This window comes from Caldococcus noboribetus (genome assembly GCF_055389385.1).
Map to the genome: position 1 here is coordinate 814,384 of NZ_AP042475.1, position 15,340 is coordinate 829,723.

Consider the following 15,340-nt stretch of genomic DNA (forward strand, 5'->3'; position numbering starts at 1 on the left):
CCGTTTGTAAAGCACGTGCTGTATAAGGGGTTATATTACCTGCTTACATGGTTCGTCGCGGTGACGGTTGCATGGATAATCCCTCGCCTCCTGCCCTACAACGCCGTTGAGATCACCGTCTCGCAGATGGTCAGATCGCTGACCCAGGGCTCCTCCATGATATCTCCACAGGAGTATAAGGAGATGGTAAACTATATAGAGGGCCTGTTCGGCGCCAATGAGCCGCTGTGGCTGCAGTACGTCCACTTCTGGGAGGACCTGCTTCATGGAAACCTTGGACCGTCAATAGCGTTCTTCCCAGCCACCGTTAACAAAGTAATAGCGGAGGCCCTGCCCTATGACCTTATACTAATAATACCTTCCACTGTAGTTGCATGGCTCATCGGCAACCTGCTGGGGGCCCAGATAGGCTACAGGAAGACTGGCACCATAACTGACAGGGCCTCTATGATACTTTTCGTGGCCATAAATAACATACCGTTCTTCGTTCTTGGCCTCCTCCTCATACTAGTTTTCGCCGTAGACCTTCACTGGCTCCCAGCCACAGGGTACACTTTCTCAGCGATACCCAGGCTCACCTGGTCCTACCTCCCAATATTTTTCAGGCACTGGATACTGCCATTTGCCTCCGTAACCATCGTCTCGCTTGGTGGCTGGGTCCTCGGCATGAGGCAGCTCATAATTAACGAGAAGGGCAGCGACTACATGAACTATGGCGAGGCCCTGGGAATTCGCCCGTCAATACTGTCCAGGTACGCCATGAAGAACGCCTTCCTGCCCCAGATAACTGGCCTAGCGCTAAGCCTTGGAACTGTTGTGGGCGGCTCCTACGTCCTCGAGTTCATATTTGGCTACCCTGGCATGGGCTACATAATGGGCATAGCCGCCACGGACAACGACTACCTCACCGTGGCTGGAGTCTTCGTCGTCATAGCCACTGTGGTGCTGCTGGCCAACTACATTGTTGACATACTCTATAGCGTGCTTGACCCTAGGGTCAGAGTAGCCGAAGTGGGAGAGTGAAAGGCCTTGAGCAGGAGGATCCCAAGGCCCAGGATCGAGGTTCAGAACCTCAGGAGCTCCCTGCTCTGGTCCCTCCTGAGGGAGAAGTTCTTCCTGGGAGGAGTGATCGTTCTCCTTATAGTAGTTATCCCTGCCCTTTTGGCCGGCATAATAGCCCCTTACAAGGACTACCTGGCCCCAGTGGGGCCGCTCAACAGCCCTCCGTCACCTAAGTACTGGTTAGGCACCACAGGCTTCGGGCAGGACGTCTTTTCCCAGCTGCTCTTCGGCACTCAGCACACGCTGTTCGTCGCAACAGTGGCAGCCGTCCTGGCCACGCTCATAGGCCTAGCCATAGGCGTCATAGCTGGCTTCATGGGCGGCATACCTGACGCCGTGCTTAACTTCCTTACTAACACTTTCCTCGTCATACCGACCTTCACCATACTTCTGTTGATAGCCTCCATAGTGCACCATCCAAGCCTTCAGCTCGAGGCTATAATAATAGGCGCGTTCTCGTGGCCCTGGGGAGCGAGGGCCTACAGGAGCTTTGCCCTGAACATGAGAAGCAGGGACTACGTTACTGTCGCTAAGCTTAACGGCATGAGCGGGCTCGCCATAGCCCTCACTGAGGTCATACCGCAAATGCTCCCCTACATAGCTATAATGCTAGTGACTACCCTCAACGGAGCGCTCATGGCGGACGTGGGCCTTGACGCCATAGGGCTTGGCCCTGGAAACACCATAACACTTGGCCTCATGATAGGCTACGCCTGGGGCTGGGGAGCCCTAGTCTACAACTGGTGGTGGTGGTGGATGCCGCCAGTGGTTGTCATAATACTCATTGCCACGTCCCTCACAGCAATAGCCATAGGCATGGACAGGGTGTTTAACCCAAGGCTGAGGGGTGCATGAGGGTTGAAGCTGCTTGAAGTAAGGAACCTTAAGGCTTATTACTTCACGCCTGCCGGCGAGGTTAAGGCTGTGGACGGCGTCTCCTTCGACCTAGAGCAGGGGCAGGTCCTGGGAATCGTAGGGGAGAGCGGCAGCGGGAAGAGCACGCTTGGCAGCGTCCTATCAAATACTATGAGGCCTCCGCTCAAGGTTGTCTCTGGCGAGGTCCTGTTCAAGGGCGTAAACATATTTACCATGCACCCTGAGGAGCTCAGGAAGCTGAGGGCTACGGGCATCTCGATAATACCACAGTACGCCATGAATGCCCTGAACCCCACCAGCAAAATAAAGGACATAGTGAGGGACCTGTTGATATCCCATGATGTCCAGTCTGACGAGTTCGCGTACAGGATTAAGCTGGCAAGGGAGAGGGCCCTGAAGCTTGGCCTTCCTCCCTGGGTCTTTGACAGGTACGCCATAGAGCTCAGCGGTGGCATGAGGCAGAGGGTGACCATCCTGATAAGCACCCTCCTGGACCCCGAGGTTCTTATAGCTGACGAGCCCACCAGCGCCTTAGACGTAGTCGTGCAGAGGCTGGTAATACAGTACCTGCAGGACTTGGTTAGCGAGGGCTCCATAAAGTCCATGGTGTTTATAACTCATGACATAGCCCTGGTAAACGAGATATCAACAGACATAGCAGTCATGTACGCTGGCCAGATAGTTGAGACAGGCCCTGCAGAGGACGTAATGACTAACCCTAAGCATCCGTACACTAAGGTCCTCATATCAAACATCCCCGAGCCAGGGGTCAGGATAACTAAGAGGCGCGTCGAGGGGCTCAAAGGAGAGCCTCCATCCCTGATATCGCCTCCCAGCGGCTGCAGGTTCCACCCCAGGTGCCCAGTGGCAAAGGACATATGCTCTCGCCAGCCCCCGCCAGACGTTCACCTAGACGGCGGGAGGAGAACGGTTACCTGCTGGCTATACGCCGGAGGTGAGGCCCAGTGAGCGGCGAGGACCTTTATGAGGTTAAAGGCCTCACTAAGGTCTTCAGCACCGGCTTCTTCAGGACAACGAGGATTTACGCGCTTAACAACGTGTCATTCAACGTAAAGGAGGGCGAAGTGCTTTCAATCGTAGGGGAGAGCGGCAGCGGGAAGAGCACGCTGCTCAAGATACTGTTGAAGGTAGAGAAGCCCACCTCGGGCACCGTGCTCTACAGGGGCAGGCCGCTCGAGAAGTGGAGTAACAAGGAGTACTGGAAGGAGGTTCAGGCCGTGCTCCAGGATCCCTACTCCTCCTTCAACCCATTCTACAGGGTTGAGAGGCCCCTATACATGGCTGCAAAGACCTACATGCCCTCCGCGTCCGAGGCTGAGAGGATGAAGGCCATAAGGGAGTCCCTGGAGTTCGTGGGGCTGGACCCTGACGAGACCCTGGGCAAGTACCCGCATCAGATGAGCGGCGGACAGCTGCAGAGGATAATGATAGCCAGGGCCCTCCTAATAAGGCCAAAGGTGCTCCTGGCGGACGAGATAGTCTCGATGATAGACGCCTCGCTAAGAGCCAACGTGCTTAACTTGCTCTATAAGCTCAAGACTGAGGAGGGCATCTCGGTGCTCTTCGTAACCCATGACCTTAGCTTGGCGTCCTACATAGCGGACAGGATACTAGTGCTTTATAAGGGTGAGATTATGGAGTATGGCGACGTTGACAGCGTCTACAGCAGGCCCGCCCACCCCTACACACAGCTGCTGATGAAGTCCATACCCCGCGTCACCTCCAAGTGGAAGGATCGCATAACCACTACAACCATAGAGTTCAAGACCGGCTACATAAAGGGCTGCGTGTTCGCCGACAGGTGCCCAATGGCGAGGGATTACTGCAGGTCTAATAAGCCCACGCTGAGGGAGATTGAGCCAGGCCACTGGACCTCCTGCCATTATGCAGCAGAGGCCCTGAAGATTACCTCCTGATGGGTGACTAACGCTATGCATATAAGGCTTCTTTACCTGGCCCTGGCTGTAGGCTTAGCGATTTTTGCAACGGCCAGCCCCTGGGCAGCGGCGTGCAGTCAGTACTACACTATGATACCAAGGGAGAACTACACGCTCCTCACGCTGGCCGGCGTTAACAACTACAACGCCTACATAGGTAACCTCCAGGATGGGGCAACTGCTATGATATCAACCATGCTCTGGAACCTTGTTGGGGGCTCTGGGAACGTCACCATGGTGCTGCTGGGAGGACACCTCTACGTTTACATTAACGTCATGGGCGTCTCGAGGGCCGTCAAGTTCACGCCGGTGGTGGGCTTCCCTGACATAATGTACGGCTGGTACTCCTGGGGGCCCTTCTACACGAGGACCTCAAGCTATAGCTTCCTGAGCCTCCCCATGCCTGCCTCAAAGGTGTCTAACGTCTGGTCCGTGGTGAACTACTCCCTCTCGCTCATCAGGGGGGCCTACAACGACTTCTCATACGACATCTGGCTGGTCAGGAGCCCGGGAGCCACATCGCTTGGGCCAAGCGACGTTGAACTAATGCTCTGGATGTTTGCCAACCAGAGCCTCGCTGGGCTGCCGTACTGGGTCACGTGGAAGCCTATAACAATGCCAACTCTCATTAACGGCTCTATTGAAAACGTAACATATCAGGTCTTCATACTTCCACGCAACGGAGGTCCCTCGGGCTGGATGCTCATAATACTGATACCTGAGATCAACTTAAGCGGGGGCCAGTACCACGGGCTCCTCAGGGGCGAGTACGGCGTCGACCTAGGCGAACTGATGAACAAGACCCTCAACATAATTGGGGAGTTCAACGGCACCCAGTGGGAGCAAGGGCTTTACCTGAGCGTTATACAGCTTGGAGCCGAGGTTGACGCCCCGGGCGGCGACATGATCATGAACTTCAACATCAGCTCCTGGTACCTGGTCAATGGCTCCCCTACAAACGTCTGCAGCGAGACAGCCGCGACTGCCACTACAACAACCTCGGCTACTGCGACGCTAAGCACTACTGCCAACGCTTCAGTAGCCACGGAGACCCCCAGCGCTGCCCCCTCGTTGACTGCCACCCCAAGCAAGGCCCACGAGGGCGGACGCTTGCTTATTTCTGCCGCAGTTATCATTATAATAGTTGTCCTAATAGCGGCTGTAGCACTGTTAGCTAGGAGAAAAGGCAGCTTCACTTGAACCCGTAGAGGCTGAGGCAGGTGGTGTAACCTAGCTTCTCACATATCACATACCTAGCGTCCGTAGAGTACCTGATCTCGCTCTCCCTAATGTCCTTCCTCTGGTAGGCCACCTTCATCACCATACTTTGCAAATACATTCTGACCTTTAAAAATCTTTCTTAATACTGAAGAATCTATTAAAATAGACATGAATGAGTAGAAAAAAGTATACAGCGCCTAATGCTGCATCTGACGTCCGTTCAAAACGGCCGCTTGCGAGCTTTTATTCCGCCTGGCCAGCGACGCCGCAGGGCTGAGTTGCTGGAGCTTAGGCCTGAGCACTTCCTTAGGGCAAGGGAGATGGTCTCAAAGCTCTCCCTAGAGGAGGCCGTGGCCCAGCTGGAGGCCATACCGTTCACGGACCTCCTTGATGATGGGAAGTTCTCTGAAGAGAAGGCGAGAGAGCTAGTCGGCAGCGGGGTTGGCATAGTCAAGAGAGTCTATGGCAATGGAGTAGTGATGGACCTGGCCGCTGCCACCAGGGAGTTCAACAGGCTGCAGCGGTTCCTGATGGAGAGGGTAGGCATACCTGCCATACCTGAGGAGGAGGGGGCCGGAGGGCTAATGGTGCCCTGGGCCACAGCCTTCCCCTCCCCCTTGGCCATGGCCAGCACCTTTGACCCAGGCCTGATGTTGAAGGTAGCCCAGGCCATTGGAAGGCAGGCATCAAGGCTTGGCGTCAGGCAGCTCTTCTCCCCGGTCCTTGACCTCTGCCTTGACCCGAGGTGGGGCAGGTGCGAGGAGACTTATGGTGAGGACCCCAGGCTGGCGGCAGCCATGGGGGTCAGCTACGTCAGGGGCGTTCAGTCCCAGGGAGTTGCCGCGACTCTGAAGCACTTCGTAGCCTACAGCGCCTCCGAGGGCGGCAGGAACGGGGCCAATGCAGCCATGGGCTACCTGGACCTCAGGAACCTCGTGATGGTTCCCTTTGAGGCCGCCGTCAAGGCCGCCTCACCCCTTTCAGTTATGCCTTCATATAACGACGTCGACGGGGTTCCGAGCCACGCCAACGGGTTCCTCATAGACGGCGTCCTCAGGGGCGAGTGGGGCTTCAGCGGCTTCACAGTGTCAGACGCCGAGGCGCTAGGAATGCTCCTTGACGTCCAGGGCGTCGCCCAGGGAAAGGAGGAGGCCTCGCTTCTTGCGATAACCTCAGGCGTTGACATGGAGAACGGCTACGCGCCCATGAAGGAGAGGCTGTACTGGGCCCTGGTGGACATGGCCAGGTCAGGCAGAGTGCCGGAGTCCGTGATAAGGAGGGCGGCGGAGAGGGTGGTGGCAGTCAAGGTGGCCCTGGGCCTCTTTGAGAGCCCCTACGTGAGCTACTCAGGTGAGCCCCTGGAGGAGCCAGGCGACAGGGAGCTGGCCAGGGAGGCTGCCGAGAGGTCCCTGGTGCTTCTTAAGAACGACGGAGTCCTGCCGCTGAAGCAGGGTGCAAGGGTTCTCCTCACGGGCCCCAGCGCGGCGGAAGGCAAGGCCCTGCTCTTTGACTATCACCTTCAGGCTCACAGGGGCCTCAGGGAAGAGGTCACCAAGGTTATAAGCGTCCTTGAAGGCCTTAGGGACCTGGGTCTCGGCGTAGACTTTGTCAGGGTGAGCAGCTGGACCAGCTGCAGCGACGAGGAGGTCAGGGCTGCGGCTGAGGCGGCCCCAGGGCACGACGTAGTAGTGGCCGTGGTCGGCGAGCTTGCTGGGGGCTTCTGGCTGGCGAACCCCGAGATTACCTCCGGCGAGGGTGTGGACAGGGATCCGACGCTGCCTGAGTGCCAGGTGAAGCTCCTCAGGGAGCTGGCGGGCGCTGGAGTTAAGCTGGTAACAGTGATAGTCTCCGGCAGGCCCCTGGTTATACCTCAGGACGTGGTTAATTCGTCCTCAGCGATCCTGTACTCCTTTTACCCTGGCGAGGAGGGGGGCAGCGCGATAGCAAGGGCTCTGGCAGGCCTCGTCAACCCCTCCGGCAGGCTTCCCGTGACGATACCCGCGTCTGTTGGCGACATACCTGTCAGATACAACCTTCGCAGGTCCTCATACTCCAGGATCACCAGGAGGAGGCCCTCAGCGCTCTTCCCGTTTGGCCATGGACTGAGCTACTCCAGGGTCGAGTACTCTGATCTCGAGCTGAGGACCTATGATGAAGGCGTTGAGGCCTCCTTTGTCGTGAGGAACCTGGGCCCCCTTGATGTTGAGGAGGTGTCACAGCTCTACATGAGCGCTCCCTCCCAGGTCTACGAGAGGCCAAAGATGGAGCTGGTGGGCTTCGCCAGGGTGCCCCTAAAGGTCAACGAGGCCAGGCGGGTTACTTTCAGGGTCAGTTATGATGCGCTCTCTGTCTACCTGCCAGGGGACAGGCTTGTCGTGCCTGGGGGCACCTACAGCTTCTACGTAGGCCCCTCCTCAGCCGACATAAGGCTGAGCGGCTCGGTGAGACTTGAGGAGGTCATCCTCAGGGGCCGCAGCGGCTACCTGTGGGCCACTGCCAGCTACTGAGGGGCCATCGCTTTGGAGTTCACTGCTGTGGCGTGCGACGACGGCGTCGTCAGGAAGCTGGGGGGCGGCCTCACTGCAGTGGCTTGCGTCTCCTACAGGGAGCTGTGGCCCGAGGGCGCCTCAATAGGCCTTATACACGTCGATGGGCTTGACGCCACCTCAGTGATCTCAGGCGTGGTGTCGCTCATGGCAAGGCCTCCCGGCGTCATAATGCTGGACTCAATAACCATAGGGGGCTTCAACTTCGTCTCACTGCCGGGCCTCAGCAGGTTGACGGGCATGCCCGTGGTCGTAGCCTACTCCTACATGCCAAGCCTTGAGAGGCTCTCGAAGCCCCTGAGGCAGCACTTCAGGGACGCGGAGCTGAGACTTAAGGCCCTATCGCTGGTCTCGAGGGCGAGGGAGGTCAACACTAGGAGGGGCAGGCTCTACCTCGTGACCTGGGGCATAGACGTCGAGGAGGCAGCTAAGCTTGTGGAACTCTACCAGGTGTTCACAAGGGTCCCGGAGCCCATAAGGGTCGCCCACAGGCTAGCCTCAGAGGCCTCAGAGGTCCTGGGCCTGCAGAAGGGAGAAGAGGCGGAGGACTAAGTCCTTCCTCACATCACTAGAAACCCTTTTATATTGATCTATGGCAACAATTGATAAGGGTGACCCTCAGGCCGATGTGGGCGCCGCCCAAAAGGCCGAGGAGGACTGAGGCGATGGGAGACCCGTGCCCTTAGCCTCGACGGGGACCCATGACCCGCTGGCCCGGCGTTGGCCAGCGGCTGAGGGCCAGGTCCCTGCGCTCGACCATGAGCGAACATAAAGTGATTAAGGTGAAGTCGCAGGGACAAGCGGCCGACAGCCTTCCAGGGGAAGGGGCTTGATAAGGGCCGTCACCTTTGACGTCTGGGACACGCTACTCAACCTTAAGGTGGCCAGGGAGGCGATGGTAGGGGCCGTGTCAAGGGTCACAGGGAGGCCCCTGGACGACGTTAGGAGGGCCGTGGGCGAGGCTGACAGGCAGGTCAGGAGGCTTAGGCAGCTCAGGGGCCTTGGGGGCGCGGAGAGCGTCAAGGCCTCGGTCAGCTACCTGGCCTCCTACCTCGGCTACGAGGGCGACCTGCTGCAGGTTATAAACGACGCGGTGGCATCCCTTGACGTGAGCAGCGTCGCCTTCCAGGACGCCCTTGAGGCTGTGAGGGAGGTCAGGGGGCTCGGCCTGAGGGTTGGAGTCCTCGGCAACACGCTGTTCTGGTCGAGCTCCGCTACTAAGACCCTGCTGAGCAGGGCCTTTGGCAACGCCTTTGACTTCATGGGATTTGCAGATGAGATAGGCCACTCGAAGCCGAGCCCTGAGGCCTTCCTGGCGGCGGCGAGGGGACTAGGAGTTGACGTCAGCGAGGTGGTGCACGTGGGCGACAGGGCCTCCGAGGACCTTGGCGGCGCCCTCGCCGCGGGACTCAGGGCGGTGCTCGTGGCCAGGGGCAAGGTAAGCGAGGCCTCAGTGTTTGACTCCCTGGGCTTTGCGGTTCTGCCCGACCTCAGGGGGCTCCCGCAGGTAATTTTGAGGCTCAGTACTCGCTGAGCGTGCCGTCCCTCCTGGCCCTGTTGAAGCCGTAGGTGTAAACAGCGACTCCCAGGGGCAGCAGAACTACATCGTAGGCCAGGAGCACCAGGATGTACCAGAGGACGCCCCCTGGGCTGGCGCCCTCAAGGAGGGCGAGCCTGAGGCCCTGCAGGGCCGGCGTTAGCGGCACCGCGTAGCTTACGTACCTCAGCCACGATGGGAGCACCGAGACTGGGAACACGGTGCCGGCTATCAGGGTGGTCACTGTAGAGAAGAAGAACGCCACCGGGTTCCCCTGCTTTGTTATCATCACTATGCCGCCGGCCATCATAGAGAGCCCGACAGTTGCCGTGAGCAGCTCAGCCACTATGATTACTGCGGCTGGCAGGCCCGAGGCCATGTACCTGACCCCGAGGCCGTAGCCTATGGCCAGGGTCACGGCCATGCTTATTGAGTTCATTATGAAGCCCCACAGGGCAGAGTATATCAGCATGCCAAGGACCCCGCTCTGCGTCATCAGGTAGTACTCTATGGTGCCCATCAGCTGCTCGTTCCTCATCCTCCCGCTTATTGTAGTTATTACTGATGAGACGTAGCCCTGGAACGCCAGGCCTATGACAACAAATGGTGTGTAGTCCTGAGGCTTCATCCTGAAGGCCCCGCTGACTATCCTTGCTCCCAGCGCGGTTCCAGTGAAGTAATAGGTGAACACCGGGAGAACCCAGCTGATTAAGTTCAGCGCTATCTGCGTCCTGTAAGTGCTCCACACCCTGAAGCCCCTGAGGTAAACGTAGACGTAGAGCCTCGTGGCAAGTATGCTCAGCCTCCTGGCGAGGCTCAAGCCATCCCACCCCTCCAGGCCCAGGCCCCCCTGGCCCTGACCCTGTGGTCTATTTCCATGGCCTCCTCGCCCACCAGGACTGCGTACACGTCCTCCAGCGTTGGCTCGTCCTCCCTGTAGTACTCCGCGCTGCCATCTAACCTGTCCGCCATGTTCTTGGGCACCCTGAGCACCGCCCTGTTCCCCCTGACGAGGACCATGAACCTCCTAAGGTCCTGGGAGACAGCCTCATAGGGGAGCGACACCTCCACTACCTTGCCCACCGCTGCCTTGAGCCCCGCCGGCGTGCCCTCAGCTATTATCCTGCCGTACTTTATCACGTAGATATAGTCCGCCAGGCCCTCCACCTCGCCCATGTAGTGGCTAGTCATGAGCACTGCCTTGTCCCTGGAGAGCGACCTCACGAGGCCCCTCAGCTCCCTGGCGGAGACTGGGTCAAGGCCCAGGGTGGGCTCGTCAAGCAGGAGCACGGGAGGGTCGTGAATCAGCGCCCTGGCCAGGGCCAGCCTCCTCTGCATCCCGAGGCTGTACTTCATGTAATGGACGTCGGCCCACCTGCTCAGGCCAACGAGCTCCAGCATCTCCCTCGCCCTCCTCTTCGCCTCGCTGAGGCTCATGTTGTAGAGGCCTGCAAAGAAGAGCAGGTTTTCGTAGCCGGTCAGCCTGTAGTAGAAGAGCCTCTCGCCCGTCAGCACGAGCCCTATGCTGCCCCTGACCTCCTTTATGTCCTTGGTGACGTCATGACCCATGACGTAGGCCTTTCCCGAGGTTGGCAGCAGTAGGGTCGAGAGTATCTTTATCAGGGTAGTCTTGCCTGATCCGTTTGGCCCCACCAGGGCCACCACTGAGTTCCTTGGAACCCTTAGGCTGACTCCGTCCAGCGCCCTGACCTCAACAGACTTAACCCTGAAGATCCTTGTGAGGTTCTGGGTCTCCACGGCCTCCGTGCTGCTTCACTCTCTCATTGATATATCGGTAACATAAGTTAGATATAAGCTCACCTGCTGCAGAGCAGTAGAAGCCTTGAGGCAACCCTCATGGCCCTGAAGTCCCCCCTCGGCATGACTCCTCTCCTCCTCATGGACTCCACGAGCCTTCCAAGCTGCTCCGCCGTGACCCCGAGCGCCTTAGCCGCGGAGCTGAAGTCCTCGGCAGACGCCATGGCCCTTATGGCCCTCAGCTCCTCCTCGCTCAGGCTGCCGCAGAACGAGAGCGGCAGCGTGACCCTCTCCAGGGCCTCCTCAACCGCGTCAACTATGAGCTCCCTCAGCTCGTCAGGCTGAACGAAGAGCTGGTCATCCAGTATTATAACCTCAACTCCAAGCCTTGAGGCCACAGCCCTGGCGGCCTCGTCGGAGTAGCCCCTGGCCACTATGGCCGGCTTCATGCCGGTCAGCACTGAGTTCACGTAGGCCTGCCTCACTGATGAGACGTCCACCAGGCCTGCCTTCACCTCAACGGCATAGGTAACTCCGTCCTTCTCTGCAACTATGTCTATGTCTGAGACCTCGACGCCGTCAACCACTACCTTCCTGTGAAACTCGAGCACCCTGAAGCCCATGGACTCCAGGCGAGAGGCCGCTATGGACTCGCTGGCCCTGAGCACCCGCCCACCGGGCGCCCTGTGGAGGCCAAGGTAAATATTGTAATGCTCAAGGACAAGACTGAAATACCTTGGCTCCCCAGGCCCAGCGGTGAAGCTTTTGTCCGGCGCCCTAACCGCAGACGTGGCCCTCATAGGAGGGGGCGGCGCCTCCTACCCAGGCGCCTTTGAGCTGGCGAGGGCAGGGCTTAGGGCGGTGCTCGTTGATGACAGGGAGTTCCTCGGAGGCGAGTGCCTTCACAGCGGCTGCGTGCCCTCCAAGGCGCTCAGGGAGTGGGCCCTGAGGGTTGACGAGGCCTCCTCAACGGGCGCCAAGGTTGACCCTGACGAGGTCTGGAGGAGGGCGGTTGAGGCCAAGGACAGGGTCCAGTCCCAGGTCTTCTCGCAGCTGAAGTGGATGGCAGAGCAGCTGTCCGAGAGGCTCACGGTGATCAGGGGCTGGGCGACCATAGTGAGCGACAGGGAGCTCAGGGTTAGGACTCAGGAGGGCGAGCTCAGCGTGTCCTTCAGGTACCTTCACATAGGGGCCGGCTCTGTCAACGTTGTGCCCAGGATCCCAGGGGCTGAGATGTGCATCACGAGCGACGACCTCTATACCTACATGAGGACCCCCAGGGAGCTGCCAGACTCCATAGCAATCGTTGGGGGTGGCTATATAGGCGTCGAGGCAGCCGAGACCCTCTCAAGGTTTGGGGTCAAGGTAACGCTTGTTGAGATGATGGACAGGCTCCTGCCCAACATGCCAATTGACCTCTCAAGGGCGGCCCTCAGGACCCTGCAGAGGAGAGGCGTTGAGGTGAGGCTCGGCTACGCTGCCTCCTCAGTGGAGAGGAGAGGCCAGGCCAAGGTCCTCAGGGCGGTCTCAAAGGACGGGAGCTCCATAGAGGTGCAGGCTGACGAGGTCCTAATGGCCGTGGGCAGGAGGCCCAGGCTCGAGGGGTACGGCCTTGAGGTACTCGGCCTTGAGGTGGGCCCTGGCATAAGGGTGTCCCCAGGCATGAGGACAAGCAGGGACAACGTGTTCGCCGCGGGCGACGTCACCGGCAAGGCAATGCTTTACCACGCGGCAGTAAGGGGCAGCCTGGTGGCGGCCAGGAACATTATAATGGGCAGGGAGGTCTACAGGATGAGCTACCTTGACGTTCCGTCCGTGGTCTACACGGTGCCTGAGATGGGCTACGTGGGCTACACGGAGGAGGAGCTCAGGTCCATGGGAATAAGGTTCGACGTCGTAAGGTACAGCATGAAGGCTAACTCTTACACCCTGATGCTGGGCCACCAGGACTCCTGGGTCAAGGTGTTGGTTGACGAGTCCGGGAGGGTGCTCGGGGCGCAGGCGTTCGCCCCTGAGGCCCACGCCATACTTACGGCCTTCGCCATGGCCATGGGCTCCGGCCTTGACGCCGAGAGGCTCTACTGGCTGGCCCCGCCCCACCCATCGCCCATGGAGGCCCTGGCGGAGGCCTTCAGGCAGGCCTAGCTACCTAGTCACCTTAGACTCCAGCTGGGCCACGAGCTCGGCCACGTCAGGCCTCTCAAACAGCTTCCTGGGGCCCTCGAGGATCCTGTTGAGGGCCTCGGCCACGGCCTCCTTTAGGTCCAGGGGGTGGAGCCTCCCCTCCACGTAGGCCCTCTCGAGCTCCTCGTAGCTTGTGAAGTCAACAGGTCCGCCGTACTTGGCTGGCCTATCCACGTGAAGCGTGAAGCCGGGCCTCGAGAAGAGTATGTACCTGGCTATCTCAATTACCGGGTTGAGCTCAACCTGCCTTGGAGGGCAGTAGGCGGCCCTTATCTTGGCCCTGACCTGCTCTGGGCTGTCGTTGAGGAATATGGCTGACGAGGCCTTAGACTTGGACATCTTAAATGCTGCGGCCTGCTCGTCGCTCTCAGCGTTGTCCATCCTCTTGCCGCCCTCGAGGCCCGTGAGTATCGGCGTGTGGAGCGCTATCACCTTCTTCTTCCCCATCCTCTCGGCCACCTCGCGCTGGAGCACGTGGGCCTTCCTCTGGTCGAGGCCCCCAAGCGCTATGTCAAGGTCCATGTAAATTATGTCGGAGACCTGCATGGCAGGGTAGACCAGCTTGGATGCGTCGAGCTCCGCCTCATCCATGGTCCTTCCCATTATTGTGAGGGCCCTCTTCATCCTCGCAAGGCTTGTCATCTTCATGACCTTAAGCACCAGGGCCCAGTAGTCCTTGTCTGAAACCATGGTCTCAGCGTCAACGAAGTTTATCCTCTCCACCGGTATGTCCAGGGACCTCATGACCTCCCTGAAGAGGACCGCGGCCTTCCTTATGAGCTCCATGTTGCCCCCGAACTTGTCATTTATCATCGCGTGCCACGTGGCCTCAAGGATGTTAAACTGCACGCCTGCCTCCACCAGGTCCTTAACCTTGAACATCCATATGAGGTGGCCTATGTGGGCCAGGCCGCTTGGCTCGTAGCCTATGTAGCCCTTGAGCTGGACCCCTGAACTCACCTTCTCCTTGAGTTCGTCATAAGTTATTACCTCGACCAGGTTCCTCGTAATGAGCGACAGCCTCTCCTCTGCGTCCAAGCTGACCCCAAGATGTGAGCTGAGCAGGGGTAAATTTACGTTATCAGAGCCCAGGTATCCTGGCCCTCTCGAAGCACTCCCCTGACCCATGGGCTTCGTGGCGTCAACCCCAACCTTGGCAGTGAGGCCGTCCTGGGAGCTGCTGGGGTCGAGCGTCGAGCCCCTGGCCCCTGTGACTATGACAAGCCCCCTGTCGGCCTGGAAGCGCGTAGCTATGGCCCACTCGACGTCATAAGGGTCGTCAACGTTTATGTCGTCATCAACTACGACCACGTGCTTGAGGCTGGGGTGGGCGGCGAAGGCTGCCATTATTGCGTTCTTTGCGTCACCGTCGTGGCTTTTCTTTATGGATATCACCGCGTGCAGCCACGTGCCGCTGGCCGGGGTCAGCCTGACCGCCACCACCTCGGGCACCACGCGGGAGACGGCGTCATATATAGCGGCCTCCCTGGGGAAGCCCATCAACATGCCGTGCTCCAGGCCGCCGGGGAGAATTACGTGGGACACCTCGTCAGGGTTTATCAGGACGGACCTCACCTCGAGCACGGGCTGCTTCCTGACCCTGTCATAGCCTCCCATGGCCTCAACGAAGGGCCCCTCGTCCGCCTGCTCCTGGGTCAGGTAGCCCTCCACCACAGCTGAGGCGCTGGCAGGCACTGGGTTGCCGTGGAGGGGGCTCCTGAATACCTCAAGCCCGCCAACTATGGCTGAGGCCCCCCTGAGCTCAAAGAACCCAAGGGGCGGCGACGAGGCCGCCGCGAGGAGCACTGCGGGATGGACGCCCACCACCACGGTCACTGGCAGGGGCTCGCCCCTTGACATGGCCTTGTTGTAGAGGTACCAGAGGTGCCTTGGCACGAGCCTCACTACGGCCCTCCTCTCGCCCAACAACATGACCCTGTGTATGCTCGCGTTACATATGCCGTCGTAGCACGCTATGAACATGGCGCTTGAGAGGTAGAGGCCCCCGTCCTTCTCATAGAACTTGACCGCGGGGAGCGACATTAGCCCCCTGGAGGCCTCCTTAAGCCTTGGCATGCCGACCTCCCTGAGCTCCCCCTGCTCGCTCATGGCCTTCAGGACCCTGCGGTACGCATCCCTCAGGTCGCTCGCAGAGAGGGCCCTGATCACCTTGTCCCTGCTGTCAACCACGTTACCTA

The 15,340-nt window shown here is 59.2% G+C and carries 14 protein-coding genes and 1 pseudogene; 9 read left to right on the forward strand and 6 right to left on the reverse strand.

From position 1 onward, the window contains the following. Nucleotides 1-15 precede the first annotated feature (15 nt). Genes ACZ5GQ_RS04205 through ACZ5GQ_RS04225 form a run of 5 tightly spaced genes read left to right on the forward strand, consistent with a single transcriptional unit; the run spans nucleotide 16 to nucleotide 5,096 of the window. A complete protein-coding gene (locus ACZ5GQ_RS04205) occupies nucleotides 16-1,023 on the forward strand; it encodes an ABC transporter permease (protein WP_498855939.1) in 1,008 nt (335 codons plus the stop codon). A gap of 6 nt (nucleotides 1,024-1,029) precedes the next feature. Further along, on the forward strand, nucleotides 1,030-1,917 hold the full coding sequence (locus ACZ5GQ_RS04210; RefSeq protein WP_498855940.1) for an ABC transporter permease: 888 nt from the start codon (nucleotides 1,030-1,032) through the stop codon (nucleotides 1,915-1,917). A 3-nt stretch (nucleotides 1,918-1,920) separates the two neighbouring features. Then, nucleotides 1,921-2,907, forward strand: coding sequence for an ABC transporter ATP-binding protein (locus ACZ5GQ_RS04215; RefSeq protein WP_498855941.1), 987 nt, complete (start codon nucleotides 1,921-1,923; stop codon nucleotides 2,905-2,907). Then, entirely contained in the window at nucleotides 2,904-3,875 is a 972-nt protein-coding gene (locus tag ACZ5GQ_RS04220) for an ABC transporter ATP-binding protein (RefSeq protein ID WP_498855942.1), read from the forward strand. The genes ACZ5GQ_RS04215 and ACZ5GQ_RS04220 overlap by 4 nt, the downstream gene beginning before the upstream one ends. 15 nt (nucleotides 3,876-3,890) lie before the next feature. Next, the gene (locus ACZ5GQ_RS04225) at nucleotides 3,891-5,096 is read left to right on the forward strand and encodes a hypothetical protein (protein ID WP_498855943.1); all 1,206 of its coding nucleotides are present in this window, start codon (nucleotides 3,891-3,893) and stop codon (nucleotides 5,094-5,096) included. On the opposite strand, the gene ACZ5GQ_RS04230 is transcribed toward ACZ5GQ_RS04225, so the two are convergent. Further along, nucleotides 5,089-5,220, reverse strand: coding sequence for a hypothetical protein (locus ACZ5GQ_RS04230; protein WP_498855944.1), 132 nt, complete (start codon nucleotides 5,218-5,220; stop codon nucleotides 5,089-5,091). The two genes, ACZ5GQ_RS04225 and ACZ5GQ_RS04230, sit on opposite strands and share 8 nt — an antisense overlap. A gap of 175 nt (nucleotides 5,221-5,395) precedes the next feature. Between ACZ5GQ_RS04230 and ACZ5GQ_RS04235 the strand changes: the two genes are divergently transcribed. From ACZ5GQ_RS04235 to ACZ5GQ_RS04245, 3 genes are all read left to right on the forward strand, one after another. After that, the gene (locus ACZ5GQ_RS04235) at nucleotides 5,396-7,624 is read left to right on the forward strand and encodes a beta-glucosidase (RefSeq protein WP_498855945.1); all 2,229 of its coding nucleotides are present in this window, start codon (nucleotides 5,396-5,398) and stop codon (nucleotides 7,622-7,624) included. Nucleotides 7,625-7,636: 12 nt separating this feature from the next. Further along, nucleotides 7,637-8,215 carry an endonuclease V gene (locus ACZ5GQ_RS04240; protein WP_498855946.1) on the forward strand — a complete coding sequence of 193 codons (579 nt, stop codon included), beginning with the start codon at nucleotides 7,637-7,639 and terminating at the stop codon, nucleotides 8,213-8,215. A 277-nt stretch (nucleotides 8,216-8,492) separates the two neighbouring features. Beyond that, nucleotides 8,493-9,197, forward strand: a complete 705-nt coding sequence (locus ACZ5GQ_RS04245; protein ID WP_498855947.1) for an HAD family hydrolase — start codon at nucleotides 8,493-8,495, stop codon at nucleotides 9,195-9,197. On the opposite strand, the gene ACZ5GQ_RS04250 is transcribed toward ACZ5GQ_RS04245, so the two are convergent. Genes ACZ5GQ_RS04250 through ACZ5GQ_RS04260 form a run of 3 tightly spaced genes read right to left on the reverse strand, consistent with a single transcriptional unit; the run spans nucleotide 9,184 to nucleotide 11,758 of the window. Further along, nucleotides 9,184-10,020 carry an ABC transporter permease gene (locus tag ACZ5GQ_RS04250; RefSeq protein ID WP_498855948.1) on the reverse strand — a complete coding sequence of 279 codons (837 nt, stop codon included), beginning with the start codon at nucleotides 10,018-10,020 and terminating at the stop codon, nucleotides 9,184-9,186. The two genes, ACZ5GQ_RS04245 and ACZ5GQ_RS04250, sit on opposite strands and share 14 nt — an antisense overlap. Further along, nucleotides 10,017-10,958, reverse strand: coding sequence for an ABC transporter ATP-binding protein (locus ACZ5GQ_RS04255; protein WP_498855949.1), 942 nt, complete (start codon nucleotides 10,956-10,958; stop codon nucleotides 10,017-10,019). The genes ACZ5GQ_RS04250 and ACZ5GQ_RS04255 overlap by 4 nt, the downstream gene beginning before the upstream one ends. A gap of 59 nt (nucleotides 10,959-11,017) precedes the next feature. Continuing rightward, nucleotides 11,018-11,758, reverse strand: coding sequence for a recombinase RecB (locus ACZ5GQ_RS04260; protein ID WP_498855950.1), 741 nt, complete (start codon nucleotides 11,756-11,758; stop codon nucleotides 11,018-11,020). Between ACZ5GQ_RS04260 and ACZ5GQ_RS04265 the strand changes: the two genes are divergently transcribed. Next, a complete protein-coding gene (locus ACZ5GQ_RS04265) occupies nucleotides 11,724-13,103 on the forward strand; it encodes a dihydrolipoyl dehydrogenase family protein (protein ID WP_498855951.1) in 1,380 nt (459 codons plus the stop codon). The genes ACZ5GQ_RS04260 and ACZ5GQ_RS04265 overlap by 35 nt on opposite strands. On the opposite strand, the gene ACZ5GQ_RS04270 is transcribed toward ACZ5GQ_RS04265, so the two are convergent. Together ACZ5GQ_RS04270 and ACZ5GQ_RS04275 are read right to left on the reverse strand one after the other, a co-directional pair. Next, the gene (locus ACZ5GQ_RS04270) at nucleotides 13,104-14,180 is read right to left on the reverse strand and encodes a tyrosine--tRNA ligase (RefSeq protein WP_498857368.1); all 1,077 of its coding nucleotides are present in this window, start codon (nucleotides 14,178-14,180) and stop codon (nucleotides 13,104-13,106) included. 150 nt (nucleotides 14,181-14,330) lie between these two features. Beyond that, nucleotides 14,331-15,251: pseudogene (locus tag ACZ5GQ_RS04275) on the reverse strand (UbiD family decarboxylase); the annotation flags it as partial. Nucleotides 15,252-15,340 lie beyond the last annotated feature (89 nt).